Source organism: Ruegeria sp. BG5 (genome assembly GCF_056538425.1).
In genome coordinates this window covers 1775273-1795073 of sequence record NZ_JBQFTC010000001.1, presented here as the reverse complement: position 1 = coordinate 1795073, position 19801 = coordinate 1775273, and the positions used below count along the sequence as shown (strand labels likewise).

Here is a 19801-nt window from a genome sequence, read left to right as displayed (position 1 = left end):
CTATCGGGCCATCTGTCATTCAAAGATTTCAGGCAGAAGGGCCAGGAACATGAAGGTCATCATTTGCGGTGCGGGTCAGGTTGGCTGGCAGATTGCACGGCACCTTTCGGGCGAGCTTAACGACGTCACCGTGGTGGACAACAACCCTGATCTGGTGCGCCGCGCGACCGAAACGCTGGACGTGCAGGGCATCGCAGGCTTTGCCAGCTATCCGGATGTTCTGGACCGGGCCGGGGCGCGGGATGCGGATATGATCATCGCCGCGACCCACTCGGACGAGGTGAATATGGTCACCTGTCAGATGGCGCATTCGGTGTTCTCGATCCAGCGCAAGATCGCGCGTTTGCGGTCGAAATCCTATTTGCAGGCGATCCATTCCGACCTGTTCCGCCGCGATCACTTGCCCATTGACGTGGTCATCAGCCCTGAACGTGAGGTTGCCGCCGCCGCCATGCGCCGATTGTCGGCCCCGGCGGCCTTTGACACCGAACTGTTCATGGATGGTAAGGCGCAGCTTCTGGGCATTCGAGTGGATGAGGATTGCCCCATCGTGAACACCCCGTTGCGCCAGTTGACCGACCTGTTTTCGACCCTCAGTTCGATTGTTGTCGGGGTCCGGCGCGAGGGCACCTTGTTTGCTCCTGAATCCGAGGACCAACTGTTTGTGGGCGACGAATGCTATGTCTTCACAAGCGTAAATGACGTCGACCGCACGATGGAGGTGTTCGGCAAGTCGCAAAAACGACAGGACCGTGTGGTGCTTGTGGGCGGCGGCAATGTGGGCCTTGAGGTCGCCCGCACGCTGGAAGAACGCGAGGGTCGGGTCAGGGCGAAGATTATCGAGCGGGATCGCCAATGCGCCGAAAAAGCTGCCGAAGCGCTAGAGCGGACAATTGTATTGCACGGCGACGGCTTGGATTCCGCGTTGCTGAGTGAGGCAGGCATTGACCGCGCCGATGCGATGCTGGCGGTCACGGATGATGATCGTACCAACATGCTGGCCGCCGTGCGGGCCAAGGCCGAAGGCTGCGCGCTGGCGATTGCCTTGATCAACGACCCCAGCATGGTCGCCCTGATGGGTCCGCTGGGCATTGACGCCTATATCAACCCGCGCGCCACGACGGTCAGTTCGATCCTGCGTCATATCCGCCATGGGCGCGTGCGGCAGGTCTATTCGATTGGCGATGCCGAGGCCGAGGTGATCGAGGCCGAGGTTCTGTCAACCTCGCCCATGGCCGGTCAAAGACTGCGTGATATCGACTTTCCCGAAGGTGTTTTGGTGGGGGCCGTCCGCAAAGGGGATGATGTATTGCGCCCCACGGGCAGCCTGCGGATCGACGAAAAGGACGTTGTTGCGATTTTTGCCATGGCCAAGGACGTGCCCGAGGTTGAGCGGCTGATGCAGGTCTCGATCGATTTCTTCTGATGGCGCGTGTGAAACCACAACAGGTCGGGCTATTGCGGCGGTTGCCGCTGTTTTTGCTGATCTGGGGATGCGTTTCGATCTCGATGTGGGTGCCGGCGGTCTTTGCGCTGGTGCTGGATGATCACGATACCTCGCGCGCTTTTCTGTATTCCGGTCTTTTGGGGCTGTTTCTGGTGGCGACCATTTCCCTTGCATCCTCAAACCGGGTGCCGCGGCGGGGCACTTTGGGGCAGCTGGCGGTGCTGTTGGGGTGTTTCACGGTCCTGCCGCTCTTTCTGGCCATCCCGTTTCACGAGGCGCTTGGCAACACCACGTTTCTGAACGCCTATTTCGACATGGTCAGCGCCCTGACCACAACAGGTGCGGATCTGTTTCCCAACCCTGATCGACTGAGCGCGCCGCTGCATTTGTGGCGGGCGATGGTGGGCTGGATGGGCGGTCTGCTGATGTGGATTTCGGCGGCGGCGATCCTGGCCCCCCTGTCACTGGGCGGGTTCGAAGTGACCGCAAAGGGCCAGCCGGGGCGCCCCGTCTCGGGCGTGGCCCAAAGTGAGACGGTTGACCCACGCGGCCGCCTGATCCGGGTGACACGCACGCTAACCCCGGTCTATGCCGGTTTGACGGCCGTGATCTGTATCCTGCTGCTGATCGCCGGAGAGCAAGGCCTGACCGCCATCTGTCACGCGATGTCGGTCATGGCGACCTCGGGCATTTCGCCGGTCGGCGGGCTTGAGGGGGCACAGGCCGGGATCACCGGTGAGGCAATTTTGCTTCTGTTCCTGTTCTTTGCCTTGTCCCGCCTGACATTCTCGGCGGATACGGCGACAAGCGGCTTTTCGCGGCTGGACAAAGACCCCGAGTTTCGGATCGGCCTGCTGATCGTACTCGCGGTTGCTGCTCTGCTGTTTTTCCGCGTTTGGGCCGGGGTTAACGAAATTGGCGGGCAACTTCAGCCCTTGCAGGCGCTGCATGTCATCTGGGGCATGCTGTTCACTGGCCTGTCCTTTCTGACAACTGCCGGGTTTGAAAGCGCCAACTGGAATGATGCGCAACAGCTTTCGGGGCTGGGAACGCCCGGTCTGATTCTGATGGGCCTTGCGCTGGTCGGCGGCGGCGTCGCCACCACGGCAGGCGGCGTGAAATTGTTGCGGGTCTTTGCGTTGTACCTGAATGGCGCGCGCGAAATTGACCGGCTGATCCACCCCTCCTCGGTCAGCGGGGCCGATGGCGGTAATCGGCGCATCCAAAGCGACGGCGCGTTTATCGCCTGGATCTTCCTGATGCTGTTTGCCCTGACGCTTGCGGTGTTCAACCTGCTGCTGGCCATGATGGGGTCGGGGTTCGAACAGGCGATGGTCCTTAGCGTTGCAGCGCTCAGCACGACCGGCCCGCTGATCGAGCTGGCCACGGATGTCCCGATCCGGCTGATCGACCTGTCGGGTGGGGCCAAACTGACGCTGTGCGCCGCAATGGTGATTGGGCGGCTCGAGACGCTGGCAATCATCGCCCTGATCACCCCATCGCTGTGGCGGGATTAGGCCAATGTTAAGTCTTGGCATTACTGCCTGATTTTTCATCTGGAATATCTGGGCGCAGCACTCCATACTCTGCCAGAGGGAGCGCGTTGGTCCGCAGCGCGTAGCAAGAACAACGGCGAGATAACAAAATATGGCTTCGGACAGACAGAATCTTCAGGACGCGTTCCTGAACAATGTACGGAAAGCAAAAGTCCCGGTCACGATTTTCCTGATCAATGGTGTAAAATTGCAGGGTGTGATCACCTGGTTCGACAATTTCTGCGTGCTGCTGCGCCGCGACGGACAGTCGCAACTGGTCTACAAACACGCGATTTCGACGATCATGCCATCGCAGCCGATCAGCCTGTATGAGGGCGAAGACGCCTCTTGATGGAACATGAACGGAGGCGCACCCGGGCCTGGGTGCTGCATCCTGAAATCAAGTCAGATGAACAGCGCCGTGTCCCCGAACCGGCGCTGGAAGAAGCGGTGGCACTGGCTGCCGCATTGCCCGATCTGGATGTGGTCGGGTCCGAGATTGTGCGCCTGCAACGCGCCCAGCCCGGATTGCTGTTCGGCAGCGGCAAGATCGAGGAGCTGGCCGAACGGCTGCATGACGCCGAGGTCGAGCTGGTGCTGATCGACGGTCCGGTGACCCCGGTCCAGCAGCGCAACCTGGAAAAGGCGTGGAAGGTCAAAATCCTCGACCGGACCGGATTGATTCTGGAGATTTTCAGTGATCGTGCTCGCACCCGAGAAGGTGTGTTGCAGGTCGAAATGGCAGCGCTCAGCTATCAGCGGACGCGGCTGGTGCGGGCCTGGACCCACCTGGAACGTCAGCGCGGCGGATTGGGCTTTGTCGGTGGTCCGGGTGAAACGCAGATCGAGGCCGACCGACGCGCGATTGATGAACAACTGGTCCGTCTGCGGCGTCAGTTGCAGAAGGTGGTCAAGACGCGCACGCTGCACCGTGCGGCGCGGGCCAAGGTGCCGTATCCGATTGTGGCGCTTGTGGGTTACACCAACGCAGGCAAATCCACGCTGTTCAACCGCTTGACCGGGGCCGAAGTCATGGCCAAGGACATGCTGTTTGCCACGCTGGACCCAACCATGCGCCGCGTTGTTCTGCCTGATGGCCCCGAGGTGATCCTGTCGGACACGGTGGGCTTTATCTCGAACCTGCCCACCGAACTGGTCGCTGCCTTCCGCGCCACGCTGGAAGAGGTGCTGGGCGCCGATCTGATCGTGCATGTGCGCGACATCAGCCATGAGGAATCGCAGGCGCAGGCCGAGGATGTGCAGGCCATTCTGACCTCATTGGGGGTCGATGATGAACGCCCGATGTTGGAGGTCTGGAACAAAACCGACCTGCTGGACCTTGATGAACGCGAGGCGACACTGGCCCGCGCGGACCGGGATCCTGCGATCTTTGCGATCTCGGCCGTGACGGGGGATGGGATTGACCCGCTGCTGGCGGAAATCGCCACGAAACTGCAGGGCGTCCGCCATCAGGTCACTCTGTCCCTTGGGTTTTCCGAGGGCAACAAACGCGCCTGGCTGTTCCGGCAGGATGTGGTCCGATCCGAAGAACAGACCGAGGATGGTTTCGAAATCACCGTACTTTGGACCGACAAACAGGCGGCTCAATACTCTTCGTTATAGTATGATCAAAAGGTCCAATCATGTCTGACACGCCAGACAAACGCATATTCCTGAACGGGTATCTGGATTTCCCTGCAGATCGGCTGAACGATGTGCGCACGGCATTGCCAGATCATATCGCGCTGACGCGAGCAGAACCCGGCTGCGTGTCTTTCGAGGTTGATGAAGATCAGGACCAGCCGGGTCGGTTCAACGTTTCCGAGGTGTTTGTCGATCAACCGGCGTTTGACGCGCATCAGGCCCGCACGCGCGCGTCCGATTGGTTCAGTGTTACGCAGGGGATCGCCCGGCATTATGTGATTGAAACCGCAGGCGACAGGCGGGGCTAAATCAGCTCCTACCGACCTGCCTTTGATACTCGGCCAGGTCAAACCACCAGGATGAGGATCGCACCTTGTGGTTGGCGTCTAACTCCCATTCCTCCCACCCGCGGGTCACGACCGGGTTGCCGGTTTGCGCGTGGTTGCCCTCCAGCGTCCAAACGAACAGGGCGTGGGTTCCGGCCCATCGCAGCATATCGCAGCGCAGGTCCAGATCGGGGAGTTCCGCGTACAGATCGCGCGCCATCGTGGCTATTGCCTCGCGACCTTCCAGCGGCGTGCCGCCGTTGATGGTCATCTGACAGTCCGGCGCAAAATAGCTAGCGACAGCATCGGCATTACCGGAACTCCAGGCAATGGCGTAGTCGCGCGCGAGGTTGTTCAGGACATCCCGAATACTGGCCATGATCGCCCCCTTGGTCCCACATAGTCGGTAGGGGGATGGTAGGCGAAACCGGGCAGGGGTGCCACGGTGCCTTGCAGCATAGGGCGGGGACTCGCCGACCCGGCGGATTATCGCGGAATCAGAGTGGTCACACCAACGGCGGCGGCCCGCGCCAGATCGATGTCGAGTGACATGGGGATATATTCTCCGCGCCGCCACAGTTGGGCCTGATCGTCATAGTAGCGCGACAGGAAATGCCCTGACTGACCGGTGGCCGTGATAAAGACCGAGCTGTCGGGGTCAGCGAAATCATAAACGCCGCGATAACCCGCGCCGTGGACATTCTGGAACGGATCCGGCCCTTCGCCCGAGGTGCGCCCGCGCAGCAGCGTGTTGTCACCGCCGCTGGTCGATTGCCGGATGTTCACGAAATAGCGCAGGACCGGGACCTGTCCCAGAACCGGATGATCATGCGTGGCCTGATGCGCGTCGCCCCAACGCAGCGATTCCAGGGCCGAGCCGTAATTCTCGGAGATCCAGATCAGCGCGTCATCCAGCGCCAGCCGGGCCATGTCGGTGCAGGTTTCCACCGGCGCGCTTTGGCGGACGTCGCACCAGACCGAGGCACCATCGATGTCGCGATAAACCCGTTCGATGAACAAGGGTTCCACATGCTTGAACTCGCTGGCCAGCGGGCCAAGTTCATCCGCGATCAGGCGGATCTGCAACGCGCGCAGCCAGGCGGCGTAGATCAGGGGTTCGGGCAGATGCTCGTTCATCTCGCCGTTCCATTCTGCCAGCAGAGACAAGGCGATCTCGCGTTGGCGCTCGGGTGTGCCTTCGGGGGCTGACGCGCCGGTAAACCACAGATCAGCCCCGATCAGCGGCAGCAGCGACCGGGCGGTGAAGCTGACAGTGTCAAGCTGCGCCTCGATAAAGCTGTCGCGGGTGTGGACCTCTCGCGATTGCATCAGGCGTTCCCAGCGATGAACGCGCTGGGTGTCGCCCCATTCGTACGAGACATGGTTGGGAAAGGGGCGGTCGATGATCTTGTTGTTGGTGTTGCCTAGCAGGCCGCCTATGGGGGCCACGAATTCGGGGTTGTTGGCATAAGGCAGGCGGCCCTGCCAGCGGTTAGCGTCAATCCAGCCGGGAGTCGGGATACGGCCCTTGCTCTGGTTTCGCAGGTTGCGTTGCGGCATGGCGCCGATCAGTTTCATGCCGATCGTGTCCCCATCGACCAGTGAAAGGTTTTGCGACGGAGCGATAAATTTCTCTCCAACCTCAAGAGCTTCCCGCACGGTGTTCACGTTCATCAAACCCATCGACGCGCTCATCGACGTGTCGTTCGGGCTGAGCGCGGTCCAGGACAGGGAAACCACATGACCGGGTGGCGTGATCGTTTCCAGATCGTAATGGCTGCCGGGCAGAACCGGACCATTCTCGGTCCAGCGCAGGGTCAGGGTAATGGGGGCTTCATCCTTGATCTCGATGATCGAGGGGCGGGTGCGGAATTCCTTGTAGCCGTCTGGGGTCAGGTATTCTTCGGGATTGTCGGGGTTCAACTGCTCGATATGCAGGTCCTGATCGTCCAAATACGAGGATGTCAGGCCCCAGCCCAGCCGGTCGCTGCGCCCGCTCATGACAGCGGGAATACCTGGGATCGTCGCGCCGATCACGCCGCCATTGGCCAGCCCGAGATGCGCCAGATACCACACACCGGGCGCGGTGAAGCCCAGATGCGGGTCATTGGCCAAAAGCGTTCCACCGCTGGCAGACCGTGTGGGTGCTGCGGCCCACGCGTTCGACGCACCCGCAAGCCCGCGTTTGGGGAAAGGTGACAGGGGCGTGTCCGGCATGTCTGTTCCGGCTGCATAGCGGGGCAGACCGTGGAACAGCGCGGCATATTCCGGCAGGGCAGCAATTCCGGGGCCGGGGACGTCTGGCAGAATGTCCGAAAGGCGCGCAGGGTCGTTCAGCATCAGCGACGTGCGCGCGCGCAGAACCTCATCCTGCAAATGGCCCGACAATTGCAGCCCCATCAGCTTGATCACCGCAAGGCTGTCACCCGGTTGCCAGGGCGACACGGGGGCGTTGAACAGAAACATCTCGGGCGCGCCACGGCCCAAAGCCTCTTCGTTGATCTGTGTCAGGCGGGCGTTGACGCCAGCGGCATAGGCGCGCAACGCGGCCTTTGTGTAATCGTCCTGCGCGTCAACCGACCGATGGGCCAAACCATAGAGGTCGAGCCGGCGCAACAGCTTATCGATTGGCACCGTCCGAGCACCAAAAACCTCGGACAAACGACCCTGCGCAGTGCGGCGCATGACGGTCATCTGCCACAGGCGATCCTGTGCATGGGCATAGCCCAGACCGTAGAACACATCCGGGTCGGTTTCGCCAATGATATGCGGGACGTTTGCAGTGTCGCGAATGATTTCAACCGGGGCGGTTAAGCCTTGAACCTCAAGGGTTTGATCGTATTCGGGCAGGGACTGGCTGGCCAGAAAATAGACCAGCCCGATCGCGGCAAGCACCAACAGGATCAGACCCGAGGCGATACGCACCAGCCAGCGAAAAACAAGACCCATAAATGCCCCTCAATCCCGTTCGATTATCGTTTGCGCAAAGACTAATGGATGGGGCCAGCAACCGAAAGAGGAACGCGGCAGGAACCTGCCCTGACGTACCGAAAATAAGTGCCCCGCCGCACCGGAATGCGACGGGGCTTGCCAGAGGGGTGTGGTGTTCGAAACTTACGGAATGATCCGGGTGTATTTGGTGCCTTCGACCGTGGCACCGATCTGGAGGCCCGCTTGTCCGAAGACAGCGGCCAGAACCGGTGTGCGCAGCGTGGTTGTGTCGGTCGACAATGAATCGCCCTGATCGCTGACCACGTAGCCAATGTCAGCCCCGGCGGTCCAACCGCTGGAGCGGCGGAAATCGTTCAGTGCGTCCTCGGTCATGAAGAACAGCACGTGGGCGTATTGCTGCGCGCCGATCTGAAGGCCCGCGCTGCCTTTGACGGCCGAGTAATAATCAACCGTAGCACCGTTGATCTGCAACGCGCCGCGCCCGTAGCCGCCACCAAAAACAAACCCGGCTTCCGTGATCAGGGGCATCACCAGCAAGCCATTGGCTTTGTTGGCAATTTCAACCGTGTTTGGATAGCGGCTGTACATCTCGGTCAGCGTTGCGGCGACGCGTGCATCAATCGTGGCTGCGTTCGAATTGCCAACGCCGTTGCCGCATGCGGCGGTCAAGGTCAGCCCAGCCATGCCAAAAGCAAAGCCGCGACGGCTCAGTCGGGGGGATTGGGAACTGCTCATATGTCCTGTCTCTTGTAAAGGTGCCTGATATGTCGGGTGATCCCGATCTTGTGTGCAAGAATACGCCGATTGCCCGTATATGTCACGGGAAAGCTTTGCGCGCCTGCGTATCAATAGGCGAAATATCGCGACAATCCGGGGTTTTAGCCCTGCAGTATCTGTGCAACCTTGGGGGCGAAATAGGTCAGGATACCGTCGCACCCGGCGCGTTTGAAGGCCAGCAGGCTTTCCAGCATGACCTTGTCGCCATCGATCCAGCCATTCTGCGCCGCTGCCTGGATCATCGCGTATTCACCCGAGACCTGATAGGCATAGGTCGGCGCGCCGAACGTGTCTTTCACCCGGCGGCAGATATCCAGATAGGGCATGCCGGGTTTGATCATCACCATGTCCGCGCCCTCGGTCAGGTCGCGTTCGATCAGGCGCAGGGCTTCGTTCGAGTTCGCGGGGTCCATCTGGTAGGTTTTCTTGTCGCCGGTCAGCGCGCCCGATGCTCCAACCGCATCGCGGAACGGACCATAAAATGCGCTGGCGTATTTGGCGGCATAGCTGAGGATCATCACGTTATGGTGCCCTGCGCCTTCCAGCGCCGAACGCATCGCCCCGATGCGGCCATCCATCATGTCCGACGGTCCAATGATGTCCGCGCCGGCCTCGGCCTGTGCAAGGGTCATCTTGACCAAGGCTTCAACGGTCCGGTCATTCACGATCTCGCCATCCACCACGTATCCATCATGGCCGTTGATATTGTAAGGGTCCAGCGCCACGTCGGTCATGATCGCGATCTCTGGCGCAGCCGCCTTGATCGCGCGGATTGCACGATTCGACAGGTTGTTGGGGTTCCAGGCTTCGGCACAGTCTTCCGTTTTCAGTGTCGGATCGGTGTAAGGAAAGATGCAAATCGCCGGGATTCCAAGGGCCTGAGCCTCAACCGCTGCCTTGGCAATCAGATCGACCGAGCGGCGCATGACGCCGGGCATCGAAGGCACCGGTTCTTCCACACCTTCGCCGTCCCGCACGAAAACCGGCCAGATCAGATCGTCCGTGGTCAGCGTATTCTCACGCACCAAGCCCCGAATTGCCTCGGACTGCCGGGCCCGGCGAAAACGGGTCATGGGGTAGGGGGCGATGGTCGGTTTCATGGCGCGTGCTCCTTGAACATTGCGGCATTGGGTGGCATGAATTCGCCTAAGGCTCAAGGGTACCAATGGACGCGCCGCTGCGATAGAACCCCCTGAGGATTTTGAATAAAGGGCTGGGTTTGGACTGGTACACCTCGATCTTCGAACTCATCGACATGCGCAGCTTTTCGAATCTGTGGTTCTGGATCGTTCTGGCGGTGATGTGGTCTTCGGCCAGCCATTGGGTGATGGGGGTGCCTTACGACCTGGTCGTGCGGGCGCGCCGGATCGGCGGGCAGGTCGAGCTTGATCTGCTGGACATCGTGCGGATCAATTCCAACCGTTTGCTGTATCTGGTGGAAGTATCGGGCGCAGTCCTTCTGGCGCTGGCCTGTTTTGTATTCACCGGATTGGCAACGCTTGGGTTTTACTATGGCGTCGAGTTTGCGCAGGCCCTGTTTTTGCTGATGTTCCCGATGACCATCGTCACGGTTCTGAACATTGTCCACGCCCGTCGCTTGCGCCAACATGAACTGACGCTGGAAAGGGTGGCAAAAGCCTTGTCTCGGTGTCGGCTTTACACCCAGATCATAGGCATGATCTCGATACTGGTCACTTCCCTCTGGGGCATGTATCAGAACCTCTCGATTGGCGTTCTGGGATAGCGAAATCTGAAAGGCAAGGCGATGAAGGCTCCGAACCACGTGACAGTCGGCGGCGCCCCGGAAGGGTTTGACGCGCAGCTTGTCCTGAACGAGATCGCGCGTTCGGGTGGGCCGGTCTGTCACGTCGCGCGGGATGACAAACGGATGGAGGCGATGCGCGCCGCATTGGCCTTCTTTGCCCCGGACATGCCGGTCTTTGTGTTCCCCGGTTGGGATTGCCTTCCTTACGACAGGGTGTCGCCCAATGCCGATATCGCCGCGGCGCGAGTGGCGACATTGGCGGCTTTGGTGCACCAGATGCCCGAGCGGTTCGTGCTGCTGACCACGCTAAACGCCGCGACCCAGCGGGTGCCGGCGCGCGATGTGCTGCGCGAAGCTGCATTCACCGCCCGTGTGAACCATCGCGTGGATGAGGACGCGCTGCGCAAGTTTCTGGTGCGCATGGGGTTCACCCAAAGCCCCACGGTGATGGAACCGGGCGATTACGCGATCCGGGGTGGCATCATCGACATTTTCCCGCCGGGTGAATCCGGGCCTGTCCGGCTGGACCTGTTCGGTGATGTGCTGGACGGCGCGCGTCGGTTTGATCCAGTGTCCCAACGCACGACCGAGAAGCTGGAGGTGGTTGAACTCGCTCCGGTTTCCGAGGTCATTCTGGACGAGGCTGCGATCACGAGGTTCCGCCAGAACTATCGCATCGAATTCGGCGCTGCCGGAACTGATGATCCGCTGTATGAGGCAGTCAGCGCAGGCCGAAAACACCAAGGTGTGGAACACTGGATACCGTTCTTCCACGAAAAGCTTGAAACGCTGTTCGATTATCTGCCGGATGCGACAATCACCGTTGATGATCAGGTGACACCGACACGGCTGGCACGTTGGGATACGATTGCCGATCAGTACGAAACCCGTCGTCTGGCGCTGGAAAACCGCTCGCGCATGGATACCGTCTACAAGCCGACGCCGCCCGGATTGCTGTATATGGATGACGCGGCTTGGGAACAGGCCGTGGGCGACCGGCGGGTGATGCAGTTCAGCCCGCTGCCGCAGGCCAGCGGTCCCGGCGTGATCGATGCAGGCGGGCGGATCGGGCGCAACTTTGCGCCCGAACGGCAGCAGGAAAGCATCAGCCTGTTTGGCGCGCTGGCGGGTCACATCACCGACAAGCTGTCCAAACGTCCGGTCCTGATCGCCTCGTATTCCGAGGGCGCGCGCGAACGTCTGACCGGGTTGATCGAGGATGAGGGGCTGGCCGAAGCCATCCCCGTCACCGACGGCACCCGTGTCGGAAAACGGGGGTTACATCTGGCGATCTGGGCGTTGGAACACGGGTTCGAAACCCCCGATCTGACGGTGATCGCCGAGCAGGACGTGCTGGGCGACCGCCTGATCCGCCAGCCCAAGAAACGTCGCAAGGCCGAGAATTTCCTGACCGAGACCCAATCGCTGTCCCCCGGTGATCTGGTGGTTCATGTCGATCACGGCATTGGCCGTTACATGGGCATGGAGGTGGTCACCGCCGCAGGGGCCGCCCATGAATGCCTGCTGCTGGAATATGCCGAACAGTCCAAGCTGTACCTGCCGGTCGAAAACATCGAACTTCTGTCAAAATACGGCCACGATGAAGGGCTGCTGGACCGTCTGGGCGGCGGCGCTTGGCAGGCCAAGAAGGCCAAGCTGAAAGAGCGCATCCGCGAGATGGCGGACAAGCTGATCCGCATCGCGGCTGAACGCGCCTTGCGCAAGGCTCCGGTCATGGACCCGCCCCCTCACGCGTGGGAGGAGTTCAGCGCGCGATTCCCCTATCAGGAAACCGACGACCAGCTGCGCGCGATTTCCGAGGTGATGGAGGACATGCATTCCGGCGCGCCGATGGATCGCCTGATCTGTGGCGATGTGGGTTTCGGCAAGACCGAGGTCGCCATGCGCGCGGCATTTGTCGCCGCCATGTCGGGCGTGCAGGTGGCGGTGGTTGCGCCGACCACCTTGCTGGCCCGTCAGCACGCGGCGTCGTTCAAGGAGCGGTTCCGGGGCTTCCCGCTGGAAGTGCGGCAATTGTCGCGCTTTGTCTCGGCCAAAGAGGCGCAACAGACCCGCGACGGGTTGGCGCGCGGCACGGTGGATATCGTGATCGGCACCCATGCCTTGCTGGCCAAAGGGGTGCGGTTCCAGAATCTCGGCCTGCTGATCATCGACGAAGAACAGCATTTCGGTGTCGGCCACAAGGAACGCCTGAAGCAACTGCGCTCGGACATTCACGTGTTGACGCTGACCGCCACTCCGATCCCCCGGACATTGCAATTGAGCCTGACCGGCGTGCGCGATCTGTCGATCATCGGCACTCCGCCCATCGACCGTCTGGCCATCCGCACCTATGTCAGCGAATTCGACGCAGTCACCATTCGCGAGGCGCTGCTGCGCGAACACTATCGCGGCGGGCAGAGCTTTTACGTCGTTCCCCGCATCTCGGATCTGCCCGAGATCGAAGAATTCCTCAAAGACCAGCTGCCCGAACTGTCTTATGTCGTCGCGCATGGCCAGATGGCGGCGGGTGAGCTCGACGACCGGATGAACGCGTTTTATGACGGCAAATACGACGTGCTGCTGGCGACGACGATTGTCGAAAGCGGGTTGGATATTCCGACTGCGAACACAATGGTTGTGCACCGGGCGGATATGTTCGGTCTGGCGCAGCTCTATCAGATCCGGGGGCGGGTCGGGCGCTCAAAAACCCGCGCCTATGCTTACCTGACCACCAAGCCGCGCCAGAAACCGACCGCGACGGCCGAAAAACGGCTGCGGGTTTTGGGCTCGCTGGACACGCTGGGGGCAGGGTTCACGCTGGCCAGCCAAGACCTCGACATTCGCGGCGCGGGCAACCTGCTGGGCGAGGAACAATCCGGTCAGATGCGCGACGTGGGCTATGAACTCTACCAATCGATGTTGGAAGAGGCGATTGCCAAGATCAAGGCCGGTGAGATGGAGGGGCTGTCGGATGCCGACGACCAGTGGGCCCCGCAGATCAATCTGGGCGTCCCGGTTCTGATCCCCGAGGAGTACGTGCCCGATCTGGACGTGCGTCTTGGCCTCTATCGACGTCTGTCGTCGCTCTCGACCAAGGTCGAGTTGGAAGGCTTTGCCGCGGAACTGATCGACCGCTTCGGTGCTTTGCCGAAAGAGGTGAACACCCTGATGCTGGTAGTGCGCATCAAGGCGATGTGCAAACGGGCGGGGATTGCCAAGCTGGATGGCGGGCCGAAGGGTGCTACGATCCAGTTCCACAATGACAAGTTTGCCTCGCCTCAGGGGCTGGTGGAGTTCATCCAGAACCAGCGCGGCCTTGCCAAGGTCAAGGACAACAAGATCGTCGTGCGCCGCGACTGGAAGAAGGACAGCGACAAGATCAAGGGCGCTTTTGCCATTGCCCGCGATCTGGCGGAAAAGGTTGTGGCCGAGAAGAAAAAGGCGAAAGCCTAATCCCCGGTCACAAAGGTACAAAGCTGCCAGTCGCCCGCGTCGGATTTCACCAGTGCGGCGCGGTAGCCCACCATGGACCACAGGAAATCGCTGTGCATATAGCCGAGTGTGCCATCAGTCAGGCGGACCAGTTGGTATTCGGCGCCGTCCTGATATTCGGGCACCAGAACGACCTCGTGGCTGATGAAGTCCAAAATACCGCCACTGCGCGCTGCGGACCGGCGCAGGGTGACCCGGTCTCCGGTCACGAAATAGGCCAGAAACGGATCCAGCGCGGCGGGCAGAGAGATCTGCCATTGATGCGGCATCCAGAATTCGCCCTGATCATCGAAATAGCCGGGCTGGGACAAAGTGTCTTCCAACGCAGTCCAATAGGCTTCGCGCAGCGCGTCGGCCTGGTGGCGTGTATCCTCGGCCAGCGTTTCGGGCGGTACGGTCAGGCTTTGCCGAAACGCTTCGGGGCCGCTTTCGGTGCCGTGACTGATATAGATATCGGGGCAGGCGGCGGCGATCACGGCCTCGGTATCGCGAGCGGCGACTTTGGCCAGCAGGTTGTCGCGAAACGCCACCAGAGACGGGTCACTGCCCGCCTGATCCACGGGGGTGAAACTTTGGCGATCCGCCCAGACCGGCCCACAGATCAGCGCGGCCAGCGCAAGTTTCAGTGATTTCATTCGGCAGCTCTCATCGCGGCTTGGGCGCAGAAACAGGATGCGCCGACGGCACCGTCGGCCCGCGCCAGCGCAAGGTCAAGCCGTTGTTTGATCTGTTTGATCTCGACCGTCTCGCCACGTGCTTTCAGGCAGTCATGCAGGCCCTTCAGGCTCCAGACATTGTCCGGGTGGATCGAGGCGCGGCTGAGGTCGCCGCCCAGACCCAAATCCTCGCGATAAACCGCTTCGGCCTCGGCCACATGGCCCTGTTCGAACAGCAAGGCCCCAAGGGCGTGGCGCGTGGGCTGCATCCAGCCCCACGGCTCATCATAGGGCAGGGTGTCGTCCAACTCGACCGAGCGGCGCAGATGGGCGAAGGCAATCTCGAAATTGCCTTTGCGGTACTCAATCTCGCCGCGCAGCATCTCGGTTGCGACCTCCAGCAGATCGATGACGCGGTTGTTGTGCAGCCGCCGCGCCTCGGGCACGCAGGCTTTGGCGCTGAGGAACAGCTGTTCCTCGGCCTCGGCCTGCGCCACATCGCCGGTTGCGGCATGGGCGATGGCGCGGGCGTAATGGGTGGTTGCCGTTAGCGTGCGGAACAGGTCGGGGTCTTCGGGCAACTCCAGCGCCTTGGCCTCTTCCCAGCGGCCAAAGCGGATCAGGATATGAGGGCCCATCGACATGTAGCTTTCGAAGAAATCCGCCATGGGCGGGCTTTCTACGCGCAGCATTTCCTCGGGCGTGGTGTCCCAAAGCCCCTGATTGGCGCGCAGTGCGGGTTCCATCTGGCCCAGAAACAGCGCGCCATAGATGGTGAAGTGATAATTGTGCTGGCGATAGCCGGTGTAGATGTTGAACGCGCCCTCGCGCTCATAATACTTCAGATCAGCGACCGAGGCTTTTTCGTTCCAGTGCACCACATTCTGATAGTGCCCGCAAAGCACATCGATATGGGTCGGCATGTGCACTAAATGCCCGGCATCGGGGACCAGCGTGCGCAGCACGTCGCCTGCTTTCAGCGCTTTTTCCGGGGTCGGCGACATTTCCATCAGATGAACGTACAGATGCAGCAGGCCGGGATGAGACATGGCGGCGGGGTCGTTCTCCATCGCCCATTCCAGCACCTCTTGCGCCTCAAGCGTGGCGGCCCCGTCGGCGGGTTTGCCGGTGCTCAGGTCCCACATTTTCCAAGGGGTCAGGTTTAGCAGGGATTCGACATAGATTGTGCGCAGGTCCAGATGTCCGGGCTGGGCGGCGAAGGCTGCGCGCATGGCGTCGGCAAAGTCGAAATCCCATCGATGCATATCCTCGACCGGGTTCCGTTGCGGGTAACGCGCAGGTAGGGCGTTGATCAGCGTCTTTTCGACATCAGTGCATGTGTCCGTCAGCGCCAGCGCCTTCTGCGCGGCGTCATAGGCTATGCCAAGGGCCTTTTGCCGCCCCCGGTCATCCTGCAATTCCCATGGCAGGTTGTAGTTCGGACCGGCGGCATAAGCGACGCCCCAATGGGCCATGGCGCAGGCCGGGTCATGCTCAACCGCTTTCTGGAAACAGACCACAGCCTCGCCATGGTTATAGCCATAGGTCCAGGCCAGACCCCGGTCGAACCAAAGCTGGGTCTCGGTCGATGATGTGGTGACGGGGCAGGAATAGGTGCCCAAATCGTAATCATAGCTCATCAAATAACCTCCCCCGGAATGTCGAGGGCAGGTTAGCGCGAATTATGGCGTCTGCACAGGGTCAGGCGGGCAGGCGGTTTTCGATCCGGCCCATGTGAACCATCAGCCCAAAGGCGACGATGCACATGGTCAGGATGCCCGTTGTCAAAGGCGTGATCGAGCCATCGAACAGCAGCCCGACCGGCGCTGCGATGCCAGCGGCCAGCACCGTGGCAACCGATCCGATGACTGATGCGGCCATGCCTGCGATATGTCCCATCGGCTCCATCGCGATGGCGTTCAGATTGCCCAAAGTGACGCCCGCCATGAAGAAAATCGTGGTCTGCCACACCACAAACAGCGCGAACGAGGCGTTGGGCGACATTGGCATAGCACTCAGCGTAATCACAACGGCGGTGATCAGGATCTGGCCCCCCAGCGCCCATGTCACCATGCGGCGCATCCCAACGCGCACCACGAGGGCCGCGTTCAGCAGACTGGCCGAGCCCGAGATCAGGGCCACAAACCCAAACCAGAACGGAAAGCTATCCGCGCGGTCATGCACCACGTCATAGACGGGCTGCACCATGGTCAGCATGGTGAACAGGATGCCCATGCACAGGGTCTGAACCATGATCGACAGGCGCACCGTGGGGTGGGCAAACATCTCTTTCGTAGCAGCAACCATCAGTGGCAGGCGGAAGGGGCGGCGGTTTTCTTCCGGCAGAGACTCGGGCAGGCGGGTGCCCATCCATGTGACTGTAATCAGGGCAAACAGGATGAACGAGACAAAGATGCCGCGCCATCCGAACAGGGCGATCACGCCAGCGCCCATCATCGGGGCGGCTGCGGGCACCAGCGTAAAGATCATCATCGCAATCGAGATGATCCGCGCCATGATGCGCCCCGAATATAGATCTCGGATAATCGCCATCGCCACAACGCGCGGACCTGCCGCGCCAAGGCCCTGAACCACGCGGGCCGCCAGAACCAGTTCCAGCGAGGAACTGGCCCATGCCACGACCGAAGCCACGATATACAGCACCACGCCGCCGTAGATGACCGGCTTGCGCCCAAAGGCATCCGACAAAGGGCCGGTGAAGAACGTCCCAATCCCCATGCCCAGCACAAAGGATGTCAGGATCAGCTGCGCGCGGTTGATGTCATCGGGGCTGAGCTGCGCGCCGATCTCGGGCAGGGCGGGCAGCATCGAGTCGATCGAAAAGGCGATGGTCGAGAACATCATTGCGATCAGCGCAATGAATTCCCCTCGGGACATGCGATTGGCCATGGGCACTCCTTACCTGTTCGCGCTATCACGGCAGATCAGGTTGCGCCAGACCGGAATTTTGCACAGACCTATGTGCTATTCTGCAGAGGAAGCCTCAAGTTGAGACATGATTTCGGCAATCACTTTTTCCCACATTTCAGGGGGTTGCGCGCCGGGAACGGCGTGTTGATTGGCAACGATATAGGTGGGCACCGAGTTTACACCCATTTCGCGTGAATGGGTGTCTCGCGTGCGGATATCCTCGCGGTCGGCGTCTGATTTCAACAATTTCAGCACCACGGCGGCGTCCATACCTGCGCTGTCGGCGATGTCGGACAGGACCTCGGGGTCGCCAATGTCGCGCGCCTGAACGAAATAGGCGTCGAACAAGGCATCGACGACGGCGTTCTGTTTGCCCTCGATCCCGGCCCAGTGGATCAGGCGGTGGGCGTCCAGCGTGTTGGGGGTGCGCTTCATCCCTTCGAAATCAATCGTCAGACCGGCGTTTTCGGCATGTTCGACCACAGGCGCATAGGCGCGCACCGCGCCTTCTTTGCCGCCGAACTTACGCTCAAGGTATTCGCGCCGATCCATCCCGGCGTCCGGCATCTCGGGGTTCAGTTGGAACGGGTGCCATTCGATGACAAAAGGATGATCCGGCACCTTGGCCAGCGCCTTGTCCAGATGGGTCTTGCCGATATAGCACCACGGGCAGATCGGGTCGGACAGGATATCAAGCTTGACGGTCTGGGTCATTCGGAGGTCGCCTTGAAATAGGCCGGCAATGCGCGGCGCAGGAGTTTGCCGTTGCCGCCGGTCGGCAACTCGGGAAGGTGAACAAAGGCGCGCGGTTGTTTGTAGCGTGCCAGATTGGCTTGGACATAGGCGTGCAGGGCCGCGTCGTCCAGTCTTTGGGGGCCTGTGTAGAAGGCGGCGATCACAAATGTGTCTGGTTTGACCTCAACCGCAGCCGCGCCGACCTGGGTGATACCGGGATAGTGGGACAGCGCCGATTCAACCTCGACCGGTGAGACGCGATAGCCGCCTGCGTTCATCATGTCGTCGTCGCGGCCCAGATAGGTGATCTGCCCATCTACGGCCATGGCACCCTGATCGCCGGTCAGGAACCAATCGCCCTGCATCCGGTCCGCGACCTCGTCCGGGGCGTTCAGATAGGTCAGCATCAGGCCGGGGTCCGAGCGATGGATGGCGATAGTGCCGTCCTGTCCCTGAGGGACTGGCCCGTCCGGTCCAAGGATCGCCACGCGGCGACCCGGCTGAGGTTGCCCCAGCGCCTCGCCGCGTGCCGGATGCGCCGGGCTGGACGAGATGAAGGTCGAGCATTCGGACATACCATAGGCTTCATACAGCTCGGTCCCGGTGGTCGTTTGCCACTGCGCGTGCAAAGACCGCGACAGCTTTTCGCCCGCGCAAAGCCCATGGCGAAGGTCAGGCAGATCGATCTTGTCGGCTGCTTGCAGCATCTTGCGAACCACGCCCGGAGCAGCCGCAAAAATAGTTGCGCGGCTGTGGCGCAGAAGCTGGGGCAGTGCTGAGATGTCGGTGTCCGGCTCGGGGATCAGGGCGGTCGCGCCAATTGTCCACGGGTCCATCAGGCCGGTGCCCAGCGTGTAGGTCCAGTTGAACGCCCCGGCATGGCACAGGCGGTCGTTCTGGGTAAGCCCGTACCAGCCATCCACCATCATCTGCCGTGCCCAGATCGCGCGGTGGGCGTGGGCCACAGCGCGCGCCTTGCCCGAGGTGCCCGAGGTGTAGACCACATAGGCCAGTCGCTGGGGATCGCCCAGATCAAACGCAGCAGGGGGCAGGTCACGCATGGCGGTCAGCGCAGGCAGGTCGATCTGATGCGGATGCGGGGCGCAGGCCACGGACGGGTCTCGCAGGATGACGGCGGGGTCCAGATCGGCGATCATGCGGGCCGTTTCCGGTTCGGTCAGTTGCGACGATGTTGGGACCGGTACGATCCCAACGGCAATCACCCCAAGATAGGCGATGGGGAAATCCACCGTGTTTCCCAAGCGCATCAGTGCAATGTCACCGGGTTTCAACCCGGCCTGCAACAACCCGGTGCCCGTGCCCAGAATGGCGCGTTTCAGTCGGCTGTAGCTCCAGTCATCCGTTCCATTCTGGCCGAGAACGGACAGGGCGGTTTTATCCGGCACTTGGTCCGCCTTGCGCAGAACATGCGCGGCCAGATTGAACGGTTCAGGGCAGGGGGCGGGCGGCCCCTGATCAAAGATCGACAACATGCTGTCTGGCTAGCGCGGCGCTTGTCGCGTTGCAAGCACGGCTGG

16 protein-coding genes are annotated in these 19801 nt (G+C 61.2%); 7 read left to right on the top strand and 9 right to left on the bottom strand.

From position 1 onward, the window contains the following. Nucleotides 1-49: 49 nt before the first annotated feature. The 5 genes from trkA to ACR0KX_RS08385 all read left to right on the top strand — a co-directional run bounded on the left by trkA (nt 50) and on the right by ACR0KX_RS08385 (nt 4934). The gene (gene trkA, locus ACR0KX_RS08405; RefSeq protein ID WP_170518960.1) at nt 50-1426 is read left to right on the top strand and encodes a Trk system potassium transporter TrkA; all 1377 of its coding nucleotides are present in this window, start codon (nt 50-52) and stop codon (nt 1424-1426) included. Further along, entirely contained in the window at nt 1426-2964 is a 1539-nt protein-coding gene (locus ACR0KX_RS08400) for a TrkH family potassium uptake protein (RefSeq protein ID WP_170450261.1), read from the top strand. Before trkA ends, ACR0KX_RS08400 begins: the two co-directional genes overlap by 1 nt. 130 nt (nt 2965-3094) lie before the next feature. Next, nucleotides 3095-3334: an RNA chaperone Hfq gene (gene hfq, locus ACR0KX_RS08395; protein WP_010440340.1), complete on the top strand. Its 240-nt coding sequence runs from the start codon at nt 3095-3097 to the stop codon at nt 3332-3334. Beyond that, entirely contained in the window at nt 3334-4605 is a 1272-nt protein-coding gene (gene hflX / locus ACR0KX_RS08390; RefSeq protein ID WP_170621886.1) for a GTPase HflX, read from the top strand. The genes hfq and hflX overlap by 1 nt, the downstream gene beginning before the upstream one ends. Before the next feature lie 20 nt (nt 4606-4625). After that, entirely contained in the window at nt 4626-4934 is a 309-nt protein-coding gene (locus tag ACR0KX_RS08385; RefSeq protein WP_170621885.1) for a putative quinol monooxygenase, read from the top strand. A 1-nt stretch (nt 4935) separates the two neighbouring features. Here the strand turns inward: ACR0KX_RS08385 and ACR0KX_RS08380 are convergent, their stop codons facing one another. The 4 genes from ACR0KX_RS08380 to hemB form a co-directional block, all read right to left on the bottom strand. After that, nucleotides 4936-5331 (bottom strand): nuclear transport factor 2 family protein, encoded by a 396-nt coding sequence (locus tag ACR0KX_RS08380; RefSeq protein WP_170621884.1) that lies wholly within the window; start codon nt 5329-5331, stop codon nt 4936-4938. A gap of 107 nt (nt 5332-5438) precedes the next feature. Next, entirely contained in the window at nt 5439-7901 is a 2463-nt protein-coding gene (locus ACR0KX_RS08375; protein WP_170621883.1) for a penicillin acylase family protein, read from the bottom strand. A gap of 165 nt (nt 7902-8066) precedes the next feature. Next, on the bottom strand, nt 8067-8639 hold the full coding sequence (locus ACR0KX_RS08370; RefSeq protein ID WP_170450268.1) for a YSC84-related protein: 573 nt from the start codon (nt 8637-8639) through the stop codon (nt 8067-8069). 143 nt (nt 8640-8782) lie between these two features. Continuing rightward, the gene (hemB, locus tag ACR0KX_RS08365; protein ID WP_170621882.1) at nt 8783-9781 is read right to left on the bottom strand and encodes a porphobilinogen synthase; all 999 of its coding nucleotides are present in this window, start codon (nt 9779-9781) and stop codon (nt 8783-8785) included. Between the two features lie 119 nt (nt 9782-9900). Here hemB and ACR0KX_RS08360 point away from each other — a divergent pair, with 119 nt between their 5' ends. Both ACR0KX_RS08360 and mfd read left to right on the top strand, forming a co-directional pair. After that, nucleotides 9901-10425, top strand: a complete 525-nt coding sequence (locus tag ACR0KX_RS08360) for a component of SufBCD complex (protein ID WP_170621881.1) — start codon at nt 9901-9903, stop codon at nt 10423-10425. Nucleotides 10426-10446: 21 nt separating this feature from the next. Continuing rightward, nucleotides 10447-13902, top strand: coding sequence for a transcription-repair coupling factor (gene mfd / locus ACR0KX_RS08355; protein WP_170621880.1), 3456 nt, complete (start codon nt 10447-10449; stop codon nt 13900-13902). Here mfd and ACR0KX_RS08350 read toward each other — a convergent pair. From ACR0KX_RS08350 to ACR0KX_RS08330, 5 genes are all read right to left on the bottom strand, one after another. Then, nucleotides 13899-14576: an SH3 domain-containing protein gene (locus tag ACR0KX_RS08350; protein ID WP_170450274.1), complete on the bottom strand. Its 678-nt coding sequence runs from the start codon at nt 14574-14576 to the stop codon at nt 13899-13901. The genes mfd and ACR0KX_RS08350 overlap by 4 nt on opposite strands. Further along, a complete protein-coding gene (locus ACR0KX_RS08345; protein WP_170621879.1) occupies nt 14573-16237 on the bottom strand; it encodes a hypothetical protein in 1665 nt (554 codons plus the stop codon). Before ACR0KX_RS08345 ends, ACR0KX_RS08350 begins: the two co-directional genes overlap by 4 nt. A 61-nt stretch (nt 16238-16298) precedes the next feature. Continuing rightward, nucleotides 16299-17507, bottom strand: coding sequence for a multidrug effflux MFS transporter (locus ACR0KX_RS08340; protein WP_480708256.1), 1209 nt, complete (start codon nt 17505-17507; stop codon nt 16299-16301). 75 nt (nt 17508-17582) lie between these two features. Then, on the bottom strand, nt 17583-18242 hold the full coding sequence (locus ACR0KX_RS08335) for a DsbA family oxidoreductase (protein ID WP_480708254.1): 660 nt from the start codon (nt 18240-18242) through the stop codon (nt 17583-17585). Further along, nucleotides 18239-19756, bottom strand: coding sequence for a class I adenylate-forming enzyme family protein (locus ACR0KX_RS08330; RefSeq protein ID WP_480708252.1), 1518 nt, complete (start codon nt 19754-19756; stop codon nt 18239-18241). Before ACR0KX_RS08330 ends, ACR0KX_RS08335 begins: the two co-directional genes overlap by 4 nt. Nucleotides 19757-19801: the final 45 nt, after the last annotated feature.